The sequence below is a fragment of the Brevibacillus sp. MER 51 genome (assembly GCF_023714195.1).
Taxonomy (GTDB): domain Bacteria; phylum Bacillota; class Bacilli; order Brevibacillales; family Brevibacillaceae; genus Brevibacillus.
In genome coordinates, this window is sequence record NZ_JAMAUS010000011.1 from 123,660 (window position 1) to 143,895 (window position 20,236).

Consider the following 20,236-nt stretch of genomic DNA (forward strand, 5'->3'; position numbering starts at 1 on the left):
AAAAAAGTGTAAAAACGATTCCATATGCTATATTGAAAGGAAGAAAAATCAGTCTGAACCTGAAGTGGAGGCATTATCGATGAGTATGCAAGAAGGCTATATTGACGTTCCTGGTGGAAGAGTATGGTACAGTCGCGTCGGCGAGGGGAAGAAAACGCCTCTGATCGTCCTTCACGGCGGACCTGGCAATACGCATGATCCACTCAAATCAACGCTCCATGTCTTAGGCAACGACAGACCCGTCATTTTCTACGATCAGCTGGGTTCAGGAAATTCCGATCGCCCGACTGATCTGACTCTTTGGAAAACCGAACGCTTTGTGGAGGAGCTCGCTTGCATCAGACAAGCCCTTGACTTAAAAGAGGTTCACATTCTGGGGCATTCGTGGGGTACGATGCTAGCAGCAGCTTATTTGGTAGATGCCAAGCCGGAAGGGGTACAAAGTATCATCTTCTCCAGCCCATGCCTGAGCGCAGAGCGTTGGAAACAGGACGCAGATCGTTTAATCGAGCAATTGCCAGTGGATGTGCAACAAACCATCGCCACACACGAGGAGCAGGGTACAACTGATTCACAAGAATATCAGGATGCCATGAAGGAATACTACAAGCGCCATGTGTGCCGCCTTGATCCAATGCCAACAGTCATGACAGAAAGCCGTCCAAAAGCGAACAAAGAAGTGTACATGACGATGTGGGGACCGTCTGAGTTTTGTCCAACAGGGAATCTGAAAACATTCGACTACACACCCCAGCTGCATCAAATCAACATCCCTTCCCTGTTCGTTTGCGGCCGTTATGATGAAGCGACACCTGAATCGACAGGTTATTATCAGTCTCTGGTGCCAAACGCCGAGCTCCATGTCTTTGAAAACAGCTCGCATGTCGGCTATTTGGAAGAGACAGACGAATACGTGAAAGTGATCCGCCGTTTTTTGCAAAAAGCAGATACAAAATAAAAAAACGGAAAAACTTCGTATCGCCGACGATGCGAGTTTTTCCGAACCCTCATTCTTTTTTTAAGTAAAGAAGGAAATTAAGGATGTTTAGCCCTACAATGATTAAAAACATATAGGTAGACATAGCGTCTCCACCTAGGTTCAATTCATCAGCTATATAACCCATCATCATAAGATTCGTTCCAGAAACGGTTACTGAAATTGCTGAAATCATGCTCAGTGTGAATCCATTGACAAGATTACCTTGTTTCTTTTGAAGCAACAAAGCAACGGAAATAACTGCTAAACTTATGATAAAAGTAATCAAAACGAATCTTAATAAATCGTTTATCTCCACCCCGGCCATAATCATCCCCCTAGTCTGTCAAATGGAAAAACGCAGCTGTCCGAAGTAGATCCTCGGCAGAATCACTTCGAACAGCCTATTTTTCTCCCTATCTATCCTGTTATTTCAATCCAATATACTTGTCATACACATCGTACACGGAACGTGAGATGATCGCAGCCGATCTTCCCCCATAACCACCCTCTGGAACGATTACGGCTACTGCCAGGACCGGATTGTCGACAGGCGCATACGAAATGCTGACACCATTCGTAATGCGGGCATGCATTTTCCACTTTGTCTTTTTCTGTCCTGTTTTCTCATCTGTCACCGTTACCGGTACATAAATGTCTTGCTCAGATGTACCCGTTTTTGCAGCTACCTGAAACGGCATTCCCGCATACGCGCGGACTGCTGTTCCCCCTGGCTTCGCCACCATCACCATGCCTTGCTCCAAAATGTCCCAATATTTATCTGAGTGAGGAAAGGTACTCATCGTTTTTGGCGTGTGCGTTTTCACCAGTTTTCCTTTTGCATCTGTAATCTTATCTACCATCTGCGGCTGCAAACGTACCCCTTTATTTGCAAGTGTCGCTGCATACTGAGCCAATTGCATCGTCGTCGCCCGAACTTGTTGCCCAAAGGAAGCCTGCACCATCGCGGCTAATGGTCCGTAGTTTTCATCCATCACCAAATAGTCTTCTTTGCCTTTGTTTTCATTCGGCAAATCCACGCCAGTCTGAACGCCTAATCCGAACGCATGATAGTACGATTGCAGTACAGACGCTGACTCTTTTCCTTTTCGACGGGACAGCTCCTCCCCAATTCTCGCCATGTACGTATTCGATGATTTTTGCAGGGAAATCGGAGGGGTAATGATGCCATGCGCTTTGGAATTGTCGTTCTTAATCCGATCTGTACCACGTCCATAGTGATACACACCTCCATCATTCCAACGGTCGGAGGGAGTAATGATGCCTTCCTGCAAACCGAGCAAAACTGTAATGGGCTTGAGGACAGACCCTGATGGCACGATTGAGCCCGGGTGCTTGTAGCCCTCCTGGATCGCCGACTCGCCATTTAATGGCCGCGTGTCGTAAGGTGCTTCCCGAATCGTCCCATTCGTCACCGCCAGCTTGATCTGGTCATACATTTTTTGATCGGGTCCCTCAATCCATACGTTTGGATCGTATTCAGGATAGCTGACCATCGCGACGACCTTGCCTGTCTTAACCTCGACCGCCACGACGTATGCTCCCTTTGCCCCCCTCGCCTCAGGGATGGTTGCACGCATCTTCGGAAGAAACTCTCGGATCGAATCCCGGATACCTAGCTGTACCCGTTGATCAATGGTGAGATACACATGATTGCCCGGAATAGATGGAACTTCCTCCACTTGCTTCACTACCGTTTGATCTGCTGCGACCTCATACATCCGGTAACCGTTACTCCCGCGAAGCTCTTTTTCGTAAGACAATTCAATCCCATCCAGCCCGACTAACTGGTTCGGTAAATACTGCGTACTCTCATCCTTGTAGGAGGCGAGCTTCACATTTTCAGCAATGTGAAAGGGCCGGACATACCCAACCGCCTGTACAGCGATTTGCTTCGGATCATATTTTCTGATCGGTTTTGTCACGACTTCAATCCCCGGCAAATCGCCGCGATGCTCACCCAATACCGCGATTTCTTTATTCGTCAAATCCACCTTCAGCTCTTTCTCCAAATAGCGCGGCAATTGTCGCGCCGCTTCCACATACTTGCCTTTCTCGTAGGCATAGCCGACATCCATCTTTTTTAACAGCGTGGCCTTGTCGAGGCTCAGTATTTTCTCCAGCTTTTCCACCAGGTCAACGTACGCTTTCTGCTCCATGATCTCTTGTTCACGGAAGACGGCGAGATGGGAAGGCCGACTTTCGGCAATGACATATCCGTTGCGGTCATAAATGTTTCCACGCATAGCGGGAATGTAATCTTTTTTATACGATCTGTCTGCCAGCTCATTTGCATAACTGCTCCCTTGCTGGATTTGGATTTGCGCCAATCTCAAAATGATAACCACAAACATCAGAAATACGACGATATAGACGATTTGCAGCCGTTTCACACGATCGTTTTTTTCTTCCTTCATACTTGCTCTCCCTAATTTTTCAGTACCTTCGTGAAAATCCGTTTGATACGTGCATCGAGTACATGACTGCCACCCCGACCACGAACATCTTCTATCATCATGGTAACCAGCAAACGCGGATCATCTACATTAAAAACGGCGTACCAACCGTTTTCCAGCCCAAGCTCGCCTTTTTTCTGCTTTAGCTCAGCAGTTCCAGTCTTGCCTGCCATGCGAATACCAGGCACGCGTGCTCCTCGTCCTGTGCCGCGCGGATCTTCCATAACCTGTATCAAATGCTGCTTCACCGTACTCGCCACATCTGCAGGTATGACATTCGTCTTCCAATACCCGTCTTTTTTGTCTTCCTGCAACAGTGATGGATGAACGATATTCCCGTCATTTGCAAAAGCGCTGTATACCAACGCGAGGTGAAGCGGCGTCATCGTTACCTCGCCCTGACCGTAACCGGAGTCTGCCAATTGAATCTCGTTTTTGAAACCATCGTTATACAGCTTCGACTTTTCCAGTGGATATGGAATCGGGAGAGCTTCATGGAATCCAAGCAGCTCGCTCTTTTTCACGAATTGCCCCTCCCCCATGGAGAGCGCCGCTTTCGCGAAATAAATATTGTCGGAGTACACCAATGCTTTTTCCAAATTGACAGGTCCCCCGTAATCGCTGACCCGCGTTACCTCGTATCCACCCCAGGACGCATCCTTTTGCCAATGCAGTCCGCGGACGTGGATACTGTCCGCAGAGGTAATTGCACCCGACTCAAGGCCAATCGCTGCCGTAATCGGCTTGAAGGTGGAGCCCGGCGCAAACCCGCGCGCGAATCGATTGAGAAACGGCTTTTGCGGGTTTTCATTCAGTTGCTTCCACTCTGTAGCCGACATCCCAAGCACAAACGCATTCGGATCAAAGGAAGGAGAATTGACGAGCGCCAGTATTTCCCCGGTCTTTGGTGAGATGGCCGCAGCCGTGCCTGCTTCGTTTTTCAGCTCCTGGTAAATCGTTTTCTGTACTTCAGCATCTATGGTTAATGCCAGTGGCTGTCCATGCTTGGCAAAGCGTTCCGCCACGGTCTTTTTTTCCGTTCCATCTGCATCCGTGATGATAATGCGCCCACCTGTACTCCCTCTTAGCTTCTCCTCAAAAATCTGTTCCAGTCCTGATTTTCCAATCACATCGGACGTTTTATAGCCCTGATTCTTTCGCTTCTCGTACTCTTCCTGATTGATCGCTCCTACATAGCCAACCAGATGGGCCGTCGCGTCCTGATAGGGATAGTAACGGACCTTCTTTTTGTGCAATTTGAGCCCTTCTGTTTTTTCTAATTGTTTGAGGCGTTCATCGTCCTGTGGCAGCGTGGCGATCCGGATAAACTTTGCCGACTTGCTTGTCGTAGCTTGTACCTTCGAGGTGAGGTCATCCAACGGAATTTGCAAAAGCTTGCTGACCGCCATTTTCCCGGTCTGTGACGTCTGGCTCCATTCTCCCGGATTTATCCCGATATCTACCACGATACGCTCTGTTGCCAATGGCCGCCCTGCCCGATCCGTGATTTCACCTCGTCTGGGATACACCGTATTGGCTCTTACTTTGTCCCCTTCTTTCATTTCTGGAAAAATAAAAGAAGGATTCCAATGAATGTACCAATCCTCCAAGTCGTTCTGCGTTTCTTTGACTAGCGTCGCTTTTCCCGTAAAGGAAATCGGTTCAATGAAAGTTTCCATCGTCAGCCGGTAATGAAAGTTGATCTGCCCATCCTCACCTGGCAAAACGTCGCCATTGTACATCGGCTCGACCACAATCGCTTTGGCCTCGATTCCTCCGTAAATGTTTTGATAACGTGAAACGAATTCTTCTTTATTAATGGTCCTTTTTGTATGTAAAGAAAGCTGCTCGTACATGTCAGAGAATTTCTGTTCTCCCCATTTTGTCGTATACGCGGTGAATGCGGCCTTTGCTCTCTCGCCTTCCGACTGCGTAGTGTCCTTCCAAAAGTCCCAGAAAAGATAGAAAAAACCTGAAAGAACAACGACAAAAACCGTCCAAAATACTATCCATGTCTTTTTCACTAGTCATTCACCTTCCCTATCACACGATATTACAGTCGGATACCATAATATATGGAAAAAAGATGATGACATGATGAGACTATTCTCATAGTACGATGATAAGTGTCAGATAGTTACATCAAATGCAAAAAAACACAGGAAATTTATCCTGTGTCTGTCGTACTGCCTACTATTCTTCCCACATGTAACCAAAGCGCGGGATCGTGGTGACATTCTCGCCATATCTGCCCAGCCGCTTACGCAAGCGATAAACGAGAGCGTTGATCTCGGCTCGTCCAACATCGGGAACACTGCTCTCAGCATTCAGCAACCGCTCCGGCCAGACGAGTACCATGATTTCCTCATAGCTAACCGCCTGATTCGCACGTTGGTACAAAAGCATGAGCAAGTCCATATCTTTTCCGGTCAAATGGATTCTCGCACCATCGAGACGGATTTCTCTGCGTTCCAGATTGATGACCAAGCCGGAAGTAGAGGTAGTTTCTTTTGGATACGTCAAAGGGAATGAGAACTCCCGTGTCACATCCATCTCGCTACCCTCTGCGAAAAATATCATTTCTACCACGCCTTTGGCCAGCGTAATATGATCACCATGATAAAGAAAATGGGGTGCCTGCTGTATCGGCATTCCGTTCACTTCTGTCCCATGCTTGCTTTGCAAATCAGAAATCGTATATTGGTTATTGATTTTCCGTATCACTGCATGCCTTCTGGATATATACGGACTGGAAAAAGCAATGTCTGGTTGTAATTGATTGCCCCGTCTCCCAATCGTACACTCTTCCTTATGTAGAAACTGACGCTTTTGAAGCTGTTCGGGGTCTCCCTTTTTGATCAATACATATATGCCGTCGTCCAACATTCATCACCTCGAAAAGAGTTGGAGCTATCAGTATTTATTACAGTACAAATTACGTATAAGTCAACACTTTTTTGAACATATATTAATAGCAAAAAAGCCGCCAATTGTCCAGCCAACGAAAGTGACCGGTCAATTGACAGCTCTATATCATCGCTATCCACAAACGAATAGCGCTTGATTTTCTATGTTGATCGTCTTAGGAGCAGCGCTTGAGAGCAGCGAATTTTTTCGGTTCAATCGCCAGTAGATGACAATCGCCGTTCGGGATAAACAGTTTATAGGAAACTCCCTTTGGCACAATGATAAACTCTCCGGCTTCCACCCATATATTACGCTCGTGGTACATCAGCAGCAGTCTGCCTTTGACGACAAACAGCAGTTCATCTTTCTGGTCATTTTGTTGCCAAGGATACTCACCTTGCAGCTTCTCTAGCTTAATAGACGTATCATTCATCTCTCCGACAACCAGAGAGCCCCAGGAATCTTGCAAGCGTGATAAATGTTGTGCGACGTTCACCTTTTCCATGATGATCCTCTCCCCTTTGCCTTCTACGATAATATAATTCGCAGGAGAGAGACATAGTAGCGAAATGATAAATCATCTCATAAGACGATGATAAGATACTGAAATTTCTGATACAGAAAACAAAAACAGGCAGTCACCTTGAAGGCCTGCCCGTTAAATAGTCTGTTACTCTTTATCGTCTCCTACTCTGTCGTGCCAAACCGTTTGGCGTTTCTCGCGCGAGCACGCTCGATCTCGACTTCTCGATTGCGTGGCTCTGCATTCGTCACGAGCGAATCCAGGAGGTTTTTCGCAACAACGGAGACCTCTTGGACCGCGCGGTTAAAAGCCTCTTCATTGGCCTTCGAAGGCGTGTTGAAGCCCGAGAGTTTGCGCACGAATTGCAGGGCTGCTGCTTGAACCTCATCTTCTGTCGCAGGTGGGTCGAAGTTGAATAAGGTTTTGATGTTTCTGCACATCGCTTACACCTTCTGTTCCCTTTTTTGTATCATTCTACTATATGTGATCGATGAATCGCTAGGTTGTGCTGTACAATGTCGTGGATGAGAGGAAACGGAGGGTAGAAGAGTTACCTTTTCATCCACAGGAAGCAGCGTCTAATTAACTAAATCTCCCCCGCTTCACTTCGGAAGGATTGAGTCCATACTGCTTGCGAAACGCCTCGGAAAAATGACTGAAGTTGGAGAATCCGACGATGAGTGCAACCTCACTGACATTCAGATCGCCCTCCCGCAGCAAGCCAAGCGCTTTTTCCAAACGCCTTTCCCGCAAATAGGCAAATGCACTTGTCCCAAACTCTTCTTTGAAGCCGATCTTCAGCTTGTATTCATTGAGCTGCGCCAAACGCGCCAATTCGATTAGAGAAGGGGGAGACTCCATATTTTCGAGTAAAATGTCACGAGCGTTGTGTATCTTTTCCCGATCACTCCGAGATAACTGTGATCTCGGTCGATTTACTTCCCGTTCGTACAAAAACGCATCCAGCGCCGACGACACAATCTCAAGAATCTTGCTTTCTGTATACAATCTCCGCAGCTTCTGATGGGAGGATGTAAAATCGTTCAACTGCTGGAGCATCCGAGCCATATATGGTTGCAACGGCATACGAAACAGACGATAGGCTTGATTGCCTAGCAGCCCTTGAAAAGAATAGGCTGCTCCCACATCGCTCTCGGCCACCCAATCATTAAATTGCTCCACGGATATACCGATGCCGACAGATTGATGAGAACCATCCGCCCGGTACATAAAATGCGCATGAAAGTCGTTCATCAATTGAAGAGAACAGCTCCCAGGCAAAAACTCGTGCTGACTTCCCGAAACGACGAACTCCCCGCTCCCCTCCAAACAAAAGCTAAGCTCCACCATGGCTGCCTGCGACTGTATATCCATGACGCGGTTTTCCTGGAGGGAATAGTTGGATTCGACCAGCTCCAATCCCGGTCGGGGAATCACTCTCCGAAAGTAGCCGTCATTATTCGTCCGTGTATACCGATTCGCTTCGGACACAATGCAATCACTCTTCGTAGAAGGCAATGCATTGATGTAGCTATCATATATGGAATGTACAGATGCTTGCTCCATGACCTTCTCCCTGCCTAACCATATGTAGGATAATTTCGCAAATGATTCTTATTCTCATAATAGTTACACAGGCGCATCCCTGCAACTACAAAAGCTGCCCTATAGCATTGGGCAGCTTCCTTTTCCACGATACTATTAATACTCAAAAAAGCACGGATAAGAATAGGCGAGAAATTCAAAGCCTTTTTTCTCCAAGATCGGTCGACTCATCGGGCTCGCATCCACCATCAATAACGGATACCCGCGTTCCTGTGCGGCTTGTACCCGCACTGCCACGAGAGCCGTATAATAGCCTTTATTTCGAAATTCAGGCAAAGTAGAGCCTCCCCACAGACTGCCAAAGGACGTATCCTCATGCAAGTACATCCAAGCTGCACTCACTGCCTGATCGCCACTGTACGCAGCGTACACGAGCAGGTGTTCAGGATCTTCCGCCAAATCCCGTTTTAATCTCGCAGCAAGCTCAGCACTCACACTCCCCCATAGCTGCTCCTTCAACTGCATGATATCATCAATGCCCGCCGCGTCTGTGATTTGCCGTATCTCTGGCGGAATGACAAGGCTTCGCAACTCCTTTGCCTGGGCCACCTCCAACACAAGCGTCGCTTCCTCCTCATCAACCGTAAAACCATGACCTTTCAGCCTCTCAAGCAAATTAACGGGTTGGTCATAGTCAAACAGCTTCCACTCAAAGGATTGCTGAAGACTTGAGAAATATTCAAGTTCCTGCTTGATAACTTCCTCTGCATTTTCTTCAGACAGCCTAGAATACAAAACGACTCCTGAATCATCCGAGGTGGGTGAGACGTGGCGAACGAGGTGCTCTGTCTCCTCCCGCCGGAGTGGCGGATAGGTGATTTTCACCCTCATCTCCTTGTCAAAAAGCCGCAATACTTCTGCCTTGTTCAAGTTTTCTTCCTCCCTTGTCTACATCAGGACTAGTGCAAAATGTTCAGCAAAAACGTTAATGTACCTATACTGATCACCGTCGTAACCAACACGCTGCTGGAGACGAATTGTGGTCGCATGTTGAATTGGATCGCATAGATCGCAGTCGTTGCTGCAGAAGGCATGGCTGCCAGAACGACCAGCACCTTTTGCAGCAGCGGATCAATCGGGAATAACAGACAGATGAGGTACGCCAAAAGTGGTGACGCCACGAGTCGAATGACACTCGCAGCACTGAGTCCCTGCCACTCTAGCGCTTTGGTAGATACATTGGCGAGCTGCATGCCCAAGATGAGCATCACGACTGGAATCGCCGCCTGTGCAACGAGATCAATTGCCTGGTAGTAGCTTTGCGGGATGACGATTTGCAGCTGTTGCAGCAAAATCGCGAGAACCACTGCGTAATTCGATGGCTGCTTGAAAATCGCCTTGATGGCCGTCCCCATCCCATTCCCGCCTCGGGAGGCAAAATACACGCCGAATACGCCCATCATGATCGAGTGGAAAACCATGATTTGCACCGCATACGTAAAGCCAGCGTCTCCAAAGGCAAACAAGATAATCGGCGTCCCGTAGTTGCCACTGTTCATGAAGGCGGTCGCGAGCATCAGTGCGCTTTCCTGTTGCTTGTCGTATTTGAACATGCGTGCCGTCAACTGCGTGATCACAACGAGAGCTGCCAGCAAAAGCAGAGAAATCACCACGATATAAAATAATTGCAAGTCGAGCTGTGTTTTGTAAAAGGTACGAAAGACGAGCGCCGTCGACAAGATGTAAATAGCCAGGGAAGAAATCGGCTTCAAATCCATTTTGAAAATGCGCTGCAAAATGTAGCCGCTGAGAAAAATGAGCAGGACAGGCAGGATGACCTCCACAAAAATCATGACTCTTCCCTCCTACCGTGCTGCTTCCATGAAGCTTTTGACCTCAGACAGTGTAGGCATGGCGGGAATGGCACCAGATCTTGTTGTCGCGAGTGCACCTGCGGCATTCGCAAAACGCATCATGTCCTCTAACGTGGCTTGTGAGATATCCAGCATACTTTCCCCCACCTTAAGAAGCTGATACAGCAGCGCGCCCACAAACGCATCTCCCGCGCCAGTCGTATCAATCGCGGTTACTGGAAATCCACCGACTGTACCGAACTGATTTCGTGTGCGGTAAAAACACCCTTTTTCCCCCAAGGTGACAAAAACAGCCTGCAGCTCATATTGCGCAAGCATCCACGCTGTCGCTTCCACGACATCCTCGCTCCCAATGAGAAAAGCCAGCTCTTCTTCGGACAGCTTGACGATATCGGCCTGCGTCATTCCTTTAAGGGCCATAGCCTTTGCTTCCTCCAGATCCCCCCATAAGGACGCTCGAATATTCGGGTCAAATGAAAGGAGCCGCTGATGCTTTTTCGCGTACTGGACGGCTGTCCAGGTTGCTGATCGGGCTGGCTCATGCGTCAAGGACAGCGTACCGAAATGAAAAATCGCTGCCTGTGCAATCAGCGCCTCGTTCACGTCCTGCTCCCGTAGCATAATGTCTGCACCCGGATTGCGGTAAAAGTGAAAAGCACGATCGCCTGTCTCATCGAGATGGACAAAAGCCAACGTTGTAGGTGCTTCCTCCGTGAATACAAGTCCTTCTGTGCCAATATTCTGTCTGATCAAGGTTTGCTGCAAAAAACGCCCAAACATATCGTTTCCCACCGCACCGATAAAGGTAGTCCGCTTCCCAAAGCGCGACAGGGCGGCAAGCACATTGGCAGGCGCTCCTCCAGGGTTTTGCTCAAATGCAATGCTGCCCGGCTTTTCCTTCTGCTGTACAGGTGTAAAATCAATCAATAGCTCACCACATGCAACCACATCTATCATGTTGATTTCCTCCGATGACCGTGATAGCTCCAGTATGTCACAGGTTCTTTTTTTTGCCAATGAAAGCCAGCGGCTGTATGTTGATTGTCGATTCCGAAGAGCAAAAAATGGCTGACGATCCAGACATGATCTGTGATCTCTAGCCATTAGGAAGGGATAACATTGGTGAAAGGCGAATAACTCCGGATTCCCTACCGAAAGGAGTCGTACCATGAATTTTAATCTGGATGAAGCGATTGAGGTTCTAGCGCGTACACCACAAGCATTGGAATCCTTGTTAACGGGCTTATCGGATGGGTGGTTGCTGCACAACGAAGGCGACGACACCTGGAATGCCACCGAAGTGATCGAGCACCTTATTGAAGCTGAGAAAACGAATTGGCTCCCACGTCTGGAAATCATTCTGCAAGAGGGAGAGAGTAAACCGTTTCCTCCCTTTGATCGGTACGCTCACTTACAGGACAACTCGGTTAGACCGTTCGAACAAAAGCTGCTGGAATTCAAAACGCTTCGTGCCCAAAATATCGCCAAGCTGCGAACACTCGTGGAACCGGAAAAGCATCTGGAATTAACCGGACTCCATCCTGCTTTTGGCGTCGTAAAAGTACGGGAATTGCTCTCTACGTGGGTCGTTCACGATTTAACGCACACGGCGCAAATCGTACGGGTCATGGCCAAAAGATACACGGATGATGTTGGACCATGACGGGAATATTTGGGTATCTTGAATAAGTAACGCTTGTTCTCCATCTTGCTGACTTAAGAAAAAAGTGATACGATTTATGGTATAAGATTTCATAAAAGAGCTCTCGGAACTTCCCGGAGCCTGATTATTGATGAAGGGCGACCCTCGTGAATAATCAGGCTCCTTTATGTTTGTAATAGGGCTGCTCATCTGCCCTATTAACGAAAAGGGAGTGACGAGAGTGAACGAGATTTTTCGCATTCGCAATTTTCGCAAGCTGTTTCTTTCCAATTTGTTTTCAGGCTTTGGCCAGGGGATGACCATGATCGGGATATCTTGGTATTTGGTAGAATCCACAGGCTCAGCCAGCCTACTTGGTTCCACCATGCTTCTCTCCTCGATAATGACACTGCTCCTCGGACCTTATTTTGGTACATTGATTGACCGCTTTTCCCGCAAGACTATTCTACAGCTGGAACAGCTAGGAGGCTTCTCGGTCCTCGCTCTTGTAACAGCTTGGGGATTTTGGGGGACTTATCAAGAGTGGATGATGGTTCTCGTTTTTTTGGCGTCGATGTTCATGTTTCAGATTCACGAACCTACACAGTCAGCCTTCATACAGGAAACCTTTGAGCAAAAGGATTACAATGTGATCAATTCTACCATGGAAATTCAAAACCAGACCGCTTTGGTCCTCGCAGGAGCTTTCGCAGGTTTTCTATTGGGGAAATACGGATTACATATCGTGCTGATCCTTAACACTTTGACCTATCTGATCGCTTTTCTCTCCTTAACCGGAATCGACTATGTGTTTACACAAGAAAAACAAGTAGAAAAATACCTCCGAACATCCTGGCTGTCACAATTTCAGCAAAGCTGGGTCTATATCAAAGAAAAACGAGGGTTTATCGTATTCGGAATTGCTGCGCTGATACCATTCCTCGCCGTTATGCTGACGAACCTGCTTAACCCTATCTTTGTTAGCCAAGTTTTGGGGGAGGATGTGGCGATCTATTCCATGGGAGAGGTTACGTATTCCATCGGTGCAGTGCTGGCGGGATTTCTTCTTACCTGGTTTCGTGGAAAAATCGGTGCTTTTCCTTATATGGTAGGGAACTTCATCTTGATGGCGATTGCTCTTGTAATGACCGTTGTGATCCCAATGGGCTCGGTTTTTGTGTTGCTCTCTGCGTTTATGGGCTGGTGCAATGTATCAACCAGACTGATCCGACAGACCATCTATATGGAACTGCTACCCAATCGTTTTATGGGCAGGGTCCTGAGCTTTTTTCGGTCGATTGGTACATGCATGCGACTGTTATTGCTCGCTCTATTTACGCTCATGTTAGATTCAACAGGCGCATCAGTCGGTTACCTTGTATTGGCAGGTCTTCTGGTAACGGCCACACTAGGAATCGTCTTTTCCATGCGTATGCTGATGCAGCAGGTAGACACCACCGATGTTGTGACTGACCAAGGCACTGTGAAGCACTAAGTCTGTCAGCTTTCCTCTAAAAAGACAGCGGTAGCTATGGAACTGAAAGTACATCCTAGACTACCGCTGCCTGCTCCGTTATTTGGATGGCAAAAACAAATGCGGAACGGTATACAGCGCCGGGGCACCACCCGTATGCAGGAACAGCACGTGATCGTTCCGATTAAAACGCCCTTCGCGAATCAAGCCGATCAAGCCTGCCATTGCCTTACCCGTATAGACCGGATCTAACAAAATCCCCTCTGTCCGAGCGACCAACTGAACAGCTTCGATCATGCCATCCGTCGGAATCGCATAGCCTGGCCCGACAAATCTGTCGTCGCAGAGCACAGCTTCTGCTCGTATGTCCCCTTGCAAATCAATCAATGCAGCTGTACTGCGCAGCAACCCCATTACCTTTGCTTCTTGTGCAGCCCGATCGCGGCTGACATTGATCCCGAGTACTTTTGTGTTGGACTGGCGCGCCATAAAGCCGGCAAGCAGACCAGCTTGCGTACCGCCACTTCCCGTTGCCGTCACGACATAATCGTACGGTGTCGTCGTTTCCCAAGCCTGCTGCTCGATTTCTTCCGCGCACGCCATATACCCCAAGGAGCCGACTTCATTGGAGCCTCCTACAGGGATCAGATATGGTTTTCTGCCTTGTTTTCGCAGACCTACAGCGAGCTCTTCCATAGCTGCAAGCAAATCTGCCTCTGCGGGAATAACCTCGATTTTTTCTGCTCCGAGCAAATGGAACAACAGATGATTGCCACTCGCTTGCGGTTGGTAGTCCCCCGTCCCAGGCGCGGACAGCACGAGCTGGCAGTGCAGACCTTCGCGAACTGCCGCCGCCAGAGTCAACCGGCAGTGATTGGATTGGACAGCTCCGCATGTAATCAACGTATCTGCCCCTTGCTCAATTGCCTCCGCCACCAAATACTCCAGCTTTCGCGTCTTGTTTCCCCCTGCTGTCAAGCCGAGCATGTCGTCTCGCTTGATAGAAATATTCGGTCCGCCTAACTCCTTGGACAAACGCTCCAGTCTTTCGATCGGTGTATGACCCTGCGTATATTTTCTGCGATGGTAACGGATTTGGTTCATGCTTTTCTTCCCTTCTACTTGACGTTTGTATGGGGTGGAAAAATCTTCGCGTTATGTGACTTTGTTACATGCAACCCAAAAGTACTCCGGTACAATAAGTCTCATCAATCACAAACACCGTAACCGGAGGAATCAGAATGAAAAACGTCGGTCGTTTTGATCAAATGTTTCGTATTGTTGCTGGGTTAGCCTTTCTTTCCTTGTTCTTCTTTCTGGACGGAGGCTATCAATACCTTTCGTTGCTGGGCATTCCGCTCCTGTATACAGCCTTGACCAAACAATGCTTCTTCTATCGTATCTTTGGGATTAACTCTTGCCAACTTCCTTCGCAAAAATCGTAATTTTTGCATTTGACCTTACCTCTTTTATTTTGTACCATTATTTGGTATCCATTTCATTACGATCAGAGAGGTAAGAAAACACGAATGAATGTCCAAACAGAAGCAAATCTAAATAAGCCAAAAGGGTTGGGCGGTTGGTTAATCTGGCCGACCATTATGGTCGTTCTCAGCCCATTTTCCGCGCTTGCATCCATTATCGGCATTTTTCAAGATCATGCTGAAGCAATGGAAGAACTCCAACCGTTTATGGAGCAGAGTCTGTCGTTCACTTTGTATTACTACGGCAACATTTTGTTAGAGATAGGTTTGCTCGCATTTTCACTGACCCTTCTCGTTTTTTATTTCCAGAAAAAGAAACGTGCTCCCCATTTATTTGTTGGCCTGATTCTTTTTTATCTCATCTTGAACATGATCGATTTGCTGGCCTGGGCGAGCTTTGATAGTCTTTTCGGAGACACAAGTCAGCTTGTCAAGCAATCAGGACTAAGATTGCTCCAGACTGGCATTACGGCAATGATCTGGATTCCCTATTTCCGCTTGTCCATACGAGTAAAGAATACATTTGTGAATGAATGAGAAATGGAAATCCCCTCTTCTTGAACGATAGAAAATGCCATTGTAAAAATAAGTAAATAATTAGATAATGTACTAAGTTTGGAAAATTACTATTTTGTTTAGGGGTGGAAAGATGAAGACTTTTTTACGTTTTGCAATGGCAATTGTTCTGCTATTTACCTTGTCTGGCAACGCCTTCGCTTCTCAACCGATCGACCCAAAAGGATATGTAACCAAGTTTACCAGTTTGAAAGAAAGCTATAGCATTGGGGAGCGTGTGAAATTAACGGTGAACACGCAAACAGGTGGTGAGCTAACGAATGTAGTATTTAAAGTGGCCTCTGTCGGAGGCGATAGTATAAACAATGCGATCACCAGTGTTCAGACTACATACCGAAAGTCTAATGCAACGTATACAACAACAGGTAACTTGACACTATCCTCGGAAGGTGTGTACTTTGTTCAGTTCCAAGCAAAACTAAAATTGAAAGATGGAGAAATAACAATTAAAGAAACCGCCACTATCGAAATACTAAATCCAAATAAAATTACAATGACTGTCACTCCCGGTTCCGTACATGTAAAAAAAGGGACTGAGGTTCCCATTCTGATCAATTACTCTTCGAAGTACACACCTAAATTTACTTACAACACAAAAGTTACAGAGCTTTCAACAACCCGAACCAGCAATGGAAACAAAAAAGTAATCTTATTCAGTGCGGATCAAGCTGGTGAATACATGCTTACCATCGAAGCAAAAAACAAATACGACGCTGTCTCTGACACTGTCAAAATCATTGTCGAATAAGCTGCTTCTACCAACGAAATCCCGTTCCCTTTTTGACAGGGCAACGGGATTTTGTTGGTTTACACCTGCCCCAATGCTTCCCTCAACCGCTCCCGATGCACCCATAACGGCTTTCGCAGTCCCGCCTTCTTCACGATACCTTCTACTGTTAGCTCATGGAGTGTCTCTGTTACTGTTTCACGAATACACCCCATCATCGTCGCCAGCTCCTGATGCGTCAGGATCACTGCCAGCTCGATCCATTCTGGTGCGTCAGCCTGGCGCTCTCCTCCGTATTTCTCGCACAGCCTGCCGAGCAAATATACTAGACGCTGTCGCACACTTCCATACGCCATGAGCTCCATCATTTCTTCTACCTCTTGCAAGCGATTCGAGACAATCTCGATAAAATGCAAGGCAAGCCTCGGCTTCTCCAGCATCAGCTCTTCAAATTGTCCTTTATCAATCGAACAAATCACCGAATCTTCCCACGCTTCGGCGTACATATTGGTTGAACTAATCGTAAACGAGCCGATCTCGCCAAACACATGGCCCGTGCCGAGCAAATCAATCGTCAGCTCTTTGCCGTCAGCCGAAAGCTTGTATAGACGAACCTTCCCAGCCTTGATCAAAAACAGCCTTTTTAGCTCCAGGTGAGGAGAGGAAATTATCGTTCCTTTTTTGACTACTTCCATAGGAGTCGCCGGTTCCAATTGGGCTAGCTCTGCTTCACTTAACGACTGAAACAAATTGATGCGGGATAAAAACTTCTCCTTTTCGATCACCGTGCACTTCCTCCTGCTCACTGTAGGCTGGACTACATATTGTATGGATCACACCCATTATACTCCTTGTTAAGCAATGGATTTCGAATGAACAAAGGAGTGTAAATCGTTGAACACATTCATCATGATTCTTTCACTGATTTTGGCTTTGATGTTTTCCATCTCTGTGTTAATGAAATTTTTACGCGCAAACTCTATGCTTCAGCACTGGAAGGAATATGGGTACCCCCTTTGGTTTATGGACGTGATTGCCTCACTTGAGCTGGTCGGAGTCATCGGAGTAGTTAGCTCCTTTTGGATTCCTGGAGTATTAACATTCGCTTGTATCCTGTTCGCCATCCTCATGCTCGGTGCTATCCATGCCCATCTTTTTCGGGCAAAGCATAAACCCGTCATGGCGATAAATGCAGGAATTATGCTTATTTGTTCGTTGCTTCTCCTTTGGCTTTAATCGTTTCCGGGCGCTTTCCAGTACGTTTTTTGTCCGTTACTGATCAAGATTGCTTGTCTCGGAACTTGCTTCATCACCAGGAAAAGATTCAGCATATCGACCGAAGAAGCGATTGCGTTTATCAAAATCATAAATTTTAATACAGTAGTGAACAGCCCCAATAACCCTAGAAGAACAGGCAACATAATCGAAACGAGAATGAATGGAGCGATGGTAATCAGGATGTATCTTGCTTTTGGAATCTTTTCTTCCGTTGCTACAAACCCGCCAAACAACGTTAGCCCCATCCATGTTTTTTCTGATCTCAAGAAATTCGGGATAAAAATCAAATGCAAGCATTCATGAATAATGACCAAGGCGAGTAGAGAGAATATCGCACTGAAGTCAATGGATATGGATAGCGAATCTGATGTCAGCCCCAATTCCTCCAAGGTTATTGGCGAAAAAATATGGATGATCCCAAAAACGATGAGTGCGTTAATCAGCATGAAAGGAATCGATAAAAGAGTTGCCCTGCCCAAACTCTGTGGTTCATTCAGTGGAACCCATTCATTTTTCATCAACTCAACATGTACATTTTCATGATACTGTGGCAATTTGGTTGTGATTCTCATAAAAAAACCTCCCCTTTCTAGTAAGACGTTCACCCTATGTAATCAGTTTCTTTAATGGGGAGATAAATAAAAAAAGGCTATCTCCTGAGCTTGCTTGGAGAATAGCCTTTTTCTCATGATCATTATGCTTGCTTAAGCAAAAACTGCTTGCCATATTCCCCGTGATCCAGAATCGTCGGGTGCTCGATCTGAATCGTCGAATGGTCAATTCCGTACTTCGTTTGCAAAATGTGATTAATCGCCAGAATGACACAATACGGCTGGATGCCTTCACGAACGAACACATGCGCTGTCAGGGAGTAATGTTCCGTGGATACTGCCCACAGGTGCAGCTCATGAACATCCTCCACGCCCTCTACTTCACCAAGGTCCTGACGAATTTGATCAAGATCAAACTGCTCTGGAACAGATTCCATCAACACGAGTAGCGACTCACGAATGATTTTGGCACCACCTGTAAAAATAATGCCCCCAATCACCAAGCTAATCAACGGGTCGAACAAGTAGTAGCCGGTCATGTAAATGAGAATCGCCGACGTAATCACACCGACGGAGCTGAGCAAGTCCCCAATAAAGTGCCATAACGCGCTCTTTACATTGAGGTTGTCTTCTTCCTTCATACTGCGGGAAAGTACGATGGTCAGCACGATGTTTACAACCAAACCGATGGATGCAATAGTCAGCATCAACTGCAAATCAACGTCTTGCGGATTGATCATCCGTTTGATCCCTTCAATGACAATCCCGATCGAAATCACGGCAAGAGCCAAGCCATTCAAAAACGAAGCAATAATTTCAAAACGGAGAAATCCAAACGTATACTTCTTAGTCGGCTTACGTGTCGCCATATAAATAGCGGTCATACTCAACCCTAAAGCAAAGACGTCAGAAATCATATGGGCGGAGTCAGACAGGAGCGCGAGTGAATTGGACATCAAGCCCCCCACAACCTCCACGATCGTAAAAAACAACGTCAATAGGAGCGTAATCCACAATGTTTTCTTCGATGTTTGCTGTTCTTTCACATGATCAAGATGGTGAAAATCACCCTTTTTCATACCTATCACCTCTGTCCATTTAAATTATAAAAATTATAATGTAAGAATTAATGTAATCATATCCTCTTTTTCGTCAATATTCAAATGAACATTTTATGGATCATACAAGTGATTTTCATTACCAGTCATGTCGTACCAAGACAAAAAAAGCCTCATCCAAAAGGATTAGGCTGGTCATTCCTGAGTGTGATTCGCTTCCAAAATTCGCCGGATATTGCCCTTGTACTGGGTGAGCAAGCGGCTTGCGTCCTCTGCTTGCAGCCCTGTCTTTTGCATCACGATTGCCAGTTTGGCGTCACCGTCTGCCTTTTGCAACAGTACCTCTGCCTCATCGGTAGAGACGTTGGTCGCTTCTGCCACGATTTGTTTTGCCCGTTCCTTCAGTTTCTCATTGGTTACCTGCACATTGACCATCAAATTTTTGTACACTTTCCCCAACCGTACCATGCATCCGGTCGTAATCATATTGAGAACCATCTTCTGCGCCGTCGCTGCTTTTAAGCGGGTCGATCCGGTCACTACCTCTGGCCCTACTACCACATTAATCGCCACATCCACACCTTGGCTGATCTGCGCCGCCTGGTTGCAGGACAACGAAATGATTTTTGCCTGCTGCCTTCTTGCTTCCGCCAATGCTCCGATGACATAGGGTGTCCGACCACTCGCTGCAATTCCCACCACGGCATCCCCTGCCTTTACGTCATAGGCAATCACATCTTCCCTGCCGTTCTGCTCCACGTCTTCGGCTCCTTCGACGGCTCTGACGATAGCTTTTTCCCCGCCTGCTATGACTCCCTGCACCAATGTGGGGTCCGTCCCAAAGGTTGGGGGGCATTCAGCAGCATCGAGCAAGCCCAATCTCCCGCTCGTTCCCGCTCCAAAATAAAAGAGTCTTCCGCCGTTTTCCAGACATTCTGCGATCAAATCAACGGCCGCTGCAATCGAAGCCAGCTCCTTTTCAACGGCAAACGCAACTGTTTTATCCTCTTCATTCATAATCTGGACAATTTCCATCGTAGAGAATTTATCCAGCTCTTCCGTATTTCGATTTCTTGTTTCTGTCGTTAAATCACGAAGGTGAAACTTCATCCAGTTACCTCCCACCCATTTGCACTCATCTTCT

At 47.0% G+C, this 20,236-nt stretch carries 22 protein-coding genes; 7 read left to right on the forward strand and 15 right to left on the reverse strand.

What is annotated here, in order from left to right:
• Positions 1-79 precede the first annotated feature (79 nt).
• The gene (locus M3630_RS22075; RefSeq protein ID WP_251253536.1) at positions 80-958 is read left to right on the forward strand and encodes a proline iminopeptidase-family hydrolase; all 879 of its coding nucleotides are present in this window, start codon (positions 80-82) and stop codon (positions 956-958) included.
• A gap of 49 nt (positions 959-1,007) precedes the next feature.
• Here the strand turns inward: M3630_RS22075 and M3630_RS22080 are convergent, their stop codons facing one another.
• The 10 genes from M3630_RS22080 to M3630_RS22125 all read right to left on the reverse strand — a co-directional run bounded on the left by M3630_RS22080 (position 1,008) and on the right by M3630_RS22125 (position 11,259).
• On the reverse strand, positions 1,008-1,304 hold the full coding sequence (locus tag M3630_RS22080) for a hypothetical protein (protein ID WP_173610134.1): 297 nt from the start codon (positions 1,302-1,304) through the stop codon (positions 1,008-1,010).
• 100 nt (positions 1,305-1,404) lie between these two features.
• Complete coding sequence (locus M3630_RS22085; protein WP_237899179.1) at positions 1,405-3,414, reverse strand: peptidoglycan D,D-transpeptidase FtsI family protein; 2,010 nt, start codon at positions 3,412-3,414, stop codon at positions 1,405-1,407.
• Between the two features lie 11 nt (positions 3,415-3,425).
• Entirely contained in the window at positions 3,426-5,477 is a 2,052-nt protein-coding gene (locus tag M3630_RS22090) for a penicillin-binding transpeptidase domain-containing protein (RefSeq protein ID WP_251253537.1), read from the reverse strand.
• Between the two features lie 169 nt (positions 5,478-5,646).
• Positions 5,647-6,339, reverse strand: coding sequence for an FHA domain-containing protein (locus M3630_RS22095; protein WP_232773540.1), 693 nt, complete (start codon positions 6,337-6,339; stop codon positions 5,647-5,649).
• Between the two features lie 196 nt (positions 6,340-6,535).
• The gene (locus tag M3630_RS22100; RefSeq protein WP_251253538.1) at positions 6,536-6,865 is read right to left on the reverse strand and encodes a cupin domain-containing protein; all 330 of its coding nucleotides are present in this window, start codon (positions 6,863-6,865) and stop codon (positions 6,536-6,538) included.
• Between the two features lie 182 nt (positions 6,866-7,047).
• Positions 7,048-7,323: a DUF2277 domain-containing protein gene (locus M3630_RS22105; RefSeq protein WP_232773539.1), complete on the reverse strand. Its 276-nt coding sequence runs from the start codon at positions 7,321-7,323 to the stop codon at positions 7,048-7,050.
• Between the two features lie 142 nt (positions 7,324-7,465).
• On the reverse strand, positions 7,466-8,449 hold the full coding sequence (locus M3630_RS22110; RefSeq protein ID WP_251253539.1) for a helix-turn-helix domain-containing protein: 984 nt from the start codon (positions 8,447-8,449) through the stop codon (positions 7,466-7,468).
• 135 nt (positions 8,450-8,584) lie between these two features.
• Positions 8,585-9,358: a GNAT family N-acetyltransferase gene (locus M3630_RS22115; RefSeq protein WP_251253540.1), complete on the reverse strand. Its 774-nt coding sequence runs from the start codon at positions 9,356-9,358 to the stop codon at positions 8,585-8,587.
• Between the two features lie 29 nt (positions 9,359-9,387).
• Positions 9,388-10,281 (reverse strand): AEC family transporter, encoded by an 894-nt coding sequence (locus tag M3630_RS22120; protein WP_173610125.1) that lies wholly within the window; start codon positions 10,279-10,281, stop codon positions 9,388-9,390.
• A 12-nt stretch (positions 10,282-10,293) separates the two neighbouring features.
• Entirely contained in the window at positions 10,294-11,259 is a 966-nt protein-coding gene (locus M3630_RS22125) for a PfkB family carbohydrate kinase (RefSeq protein WP_251253541.1), read from the reverse strand.
• Between the two features lie 211 nt (positions 11,260-11,470).
• On the opposite strand from M3630_RS22125, the gene M3630_RS22130 reads away from it, so the two are divergent.
• Entirely contained in the window at positions 11,471-11,965 is a 495-nt protein-coding gene (locus tag M3630_RS22130; RefSeq protein WP_251253542.1) for a DinB family protein, read from the forward strand.
• Between the two features lie 220 nt (positions 11,966-12,185).
• Positions 12,186-13,439 carry an MFS transporter gene (locus tag M3630_RS22135; protein WP_251253543.1) on the forward strand — a complete coding sequence of 418 codons (1,254 nt, stop codon included), beginning with the start codon at positions 12,186-12,188 and terminating at the stop codon, positions 13,437-13,439.
• Positions 13,440-13,517: 78 nt separating this feature from the next.
• Here the strand turns inward: M3630_RS22135 and cuyA are convergent, their stop codons facing one another.
• Entirely contained in the window at positions 13,518-14,522 is a 1,005-nt protein-coding gene (gene cuyA / locus M3630_RS22140; protein WP_251253544.1) for a D-cysteate sulfo-lyase, read from the reverse strand.
• A gap of 137 nt (positions 14,523-14,659) precedes the next feature.
• On the opposite strand from cuyA, the gene M3630_RS22145 reads away from it, so the two are divergent.
• The 3 genes from M3630_RS22145 (at position 14,660) to M3630_RS22155 (ending at position 16,226) form a co-directional block, all read left to right on the forward strand.
• Positions 14,660-14,863, forward strand: a complete 204-nt coding sequence (locus M3630_RS22145; RefSeq protein WP_251253545.1) for a YgaP family membrane protein — start codon at positions 14,660-14,662, stop codon at positions 14,861-14,863.
• Positions 14,864-14,947: 84 nt separating this feature from the next.
• Positions 14,948-15,439, forward strand: coding sequence for a DUF2569 domain-containing protein (locus M3630_RS22150; RefSeq protein WP_251253546.1), 492 nt, complete (start codon positions 14,948-14,950; stop codon positions 15,437-15,439).
• A 112-nt stretch (positions 15,440-15,551) separates the two neighbouring features.
• Entirely contained in the window at positions 15,552-16,226 is a 675-nt protein-coding gene (locus tag M3630_RS22155; RefSeq protein ID WP_251253547.1) for a hypothetical protein, read from the forward strand.
• A 59-nt stretch (positions 16,227-16,285) separates the two neighbouring features.
• Here M3630_RS22155 and M3630_RS22160 read toward each other — a convergent pair whose 3' ends face one another.
• Positions 16,286-16,990 (reverse strand): Crp/Fnr family transcriptional regulator, encoded by a 705-nt coding sequence (locus tag M3630_RS22160; protein ID WP_251253548.1) that lies wholly within the window; start codon positions 16,988-16,990, stop codon positions 16,286-16,288.
• A gap of 109 nt (positions 16,991-17,099) precedes the next feature.
• Between M3630_RS22160 and M3630_RS22165 the strand changes: the two genes are divergently transcribed.
• Positions 17,100-17,441 (forward strand): DoxX family protein, encoded by a 342-nt coding sequence (locus tag M3630_RS22165; protein WP_173610112.1) that lies wholly within the window; start codon positions 17,100-17,102, stop codon positions 17,439-17,441.
• Here M3630_RS22165 and M3630_RS22170 read toward each other — a convergent pair.
• The 3 genes from M3630_RS22170 to murQ all read right to left on the reverse strand — a co-directional run bounded on the left by M3630_RS22170 (position 17,438) and on the right by murQ (position 20,202).
• Positions 17,438-18,055: a DUF3267 domain-containing protein gene (locus tag M3630_RS22170; protein WP_251253549.1), complete on the reverse strand. Its 618-nt coding sequence runs from the start codon at positions 18,053-18,055 to the stop codon at positions 17,438-17,440. The two genes, M3630_RS22165 and M3630_RS22170, sit on opposite strands and share 4 nt — an antisense overlap.
• Before the next feature lie 122 nt (positions 18,056-18,177).
• Entirely contained in the window at positions 18,178-19,113 is a 936-nt protein-coding gene (locus M3630_RS22175) for a cation diffusion facilitator family transporter (RefSeq protein WP_173610110.1), read from the reverse strand.
• Positions 19,114-19,287: 174 nt separating this feature from the next.
• On the reverse strand, positions 19,288-20,202 hold the full coding sequence (gene murQ, locus M3630_RS22180) for an N-acetylmuramic acid 6-phosphate etherase (protein WP_251253550.1): 915 nt from the start codon (positions 20,200-20,202) through the stop codon (positions 19,288-19,290).
• Positions 20,203-20,236 lie beyond the last annotated feature (34 nt).

Coding starts and splice junctions, on each gene's coding strand:
- M3630_RS22075 (WP_251253536.1), top strand. CDS start 80: ATGAGTATGCAAGAAGGCTATATTGACGTTCCTGGTGGAAGAGTATGG.
- M3630_RS22080 (WP_173610134.1), bottom strand. CDS start 1,304: ATGGCCGGGGTGGAGATAAACGATTTATTAAGATTCGTTTTGATTACT.
- M3630_RS22085 (WP_237899179.1), bottom strand. CDS start 3,414: ATGAAGGAAGAAAAAAACGATCGTGTGAAACGGCTGCAAATCGTCTAT.
- M3630_RS22095 (WP_232773540.1), bottom strand. CDS start 6,339: ATGTTGGACGACGGCATATATGTATTGATCAAAAAGGGAGACCCCGAA.
- M3630_RS22100 (WP_251253538.1), bottom strand. CDS start 6,865: ATGGAAAAGGTGAACGTCGCACAACATTTATCACGCTTGCAAGATTCC.
- M3630_RS22105 (WP_232773539.1), bottom strand. CDS start 7,323: ATGTGCAGAAACATCAAAACCTTATTCAACTTCGACCCACCTGCGACA.
- M3630_RS22110 (WP_251253539.1), bottom strand. CDS start 8,449: ATGGAGCAAGCATCTGTACATTCCATATATGATAGCTACATCAATGCA.
- M3630_RS22120 (WP_173610125.1), bottom strand. CDS start 10,281: ATGATTTTTGTGGAGGTCATCCTGCCTGTCCTGCTCATTTTTCTCAGC.
- M3630_RS22125 (WP_251253541.1), bottom strand. CDS start 11,259: ATGATAGATGTGGTTGCATGTGGTGAGCTATTGATTGATTTTACACCT.
- M3630_RS22130 (WP_251253542.1), top strand. CDS start 11,471: ATGAATTTTAATCTGGATGAAGCGATTGAGGTTCTAGCGCGTACACCA.
- cuyA (WP_251253544.1), bottom strand. CDS start 14,522: ATGAACCAAATCCGTTACCATCGCAGAAAATATACGCAGGGTCATACA.
- M3630_RS22145 (WP_251253545.1), top strand. CDS start 14,660: ATGAAAAACGTCGGTCGTTTTGATCAAATGTTTCGTATTGTTGCTGGG.
- M3630_RS22150 (WP_251253546.1), top strand. CDS start 14,948: ATGAATGTCCAAACAGAAGCAAATCTAAATAAGCCAAAAGGGTTGGGC.
- M3630_RS22155 (WP_251253547.1), top strand. CDS start 15,552: ATGAAGACTTTTTTACGTTTTGCAATGGCAATTGTTCTGCTATTTACC.
- M3630_RS22170 (WP_251253549.1), bottom strand. CDS start 18,055: ATGAGAATCACAACCAAATTGCCACAGTATCATGAAAATGTACATGTT.
- M3630_RS22175 (WP_173610110.1), bottom strand. CDS start 19,113: ATGAAAAAGGGTGATTTTCACCATCTTGATCATGTGAAAGAACAGCAA.
- murQ (WP_251253550.1), bottom strand. CDS start 20,202: ATGAAGTTTCACCTTCGTGATTTAACGACAGAAACAAGAAATCGAAAT.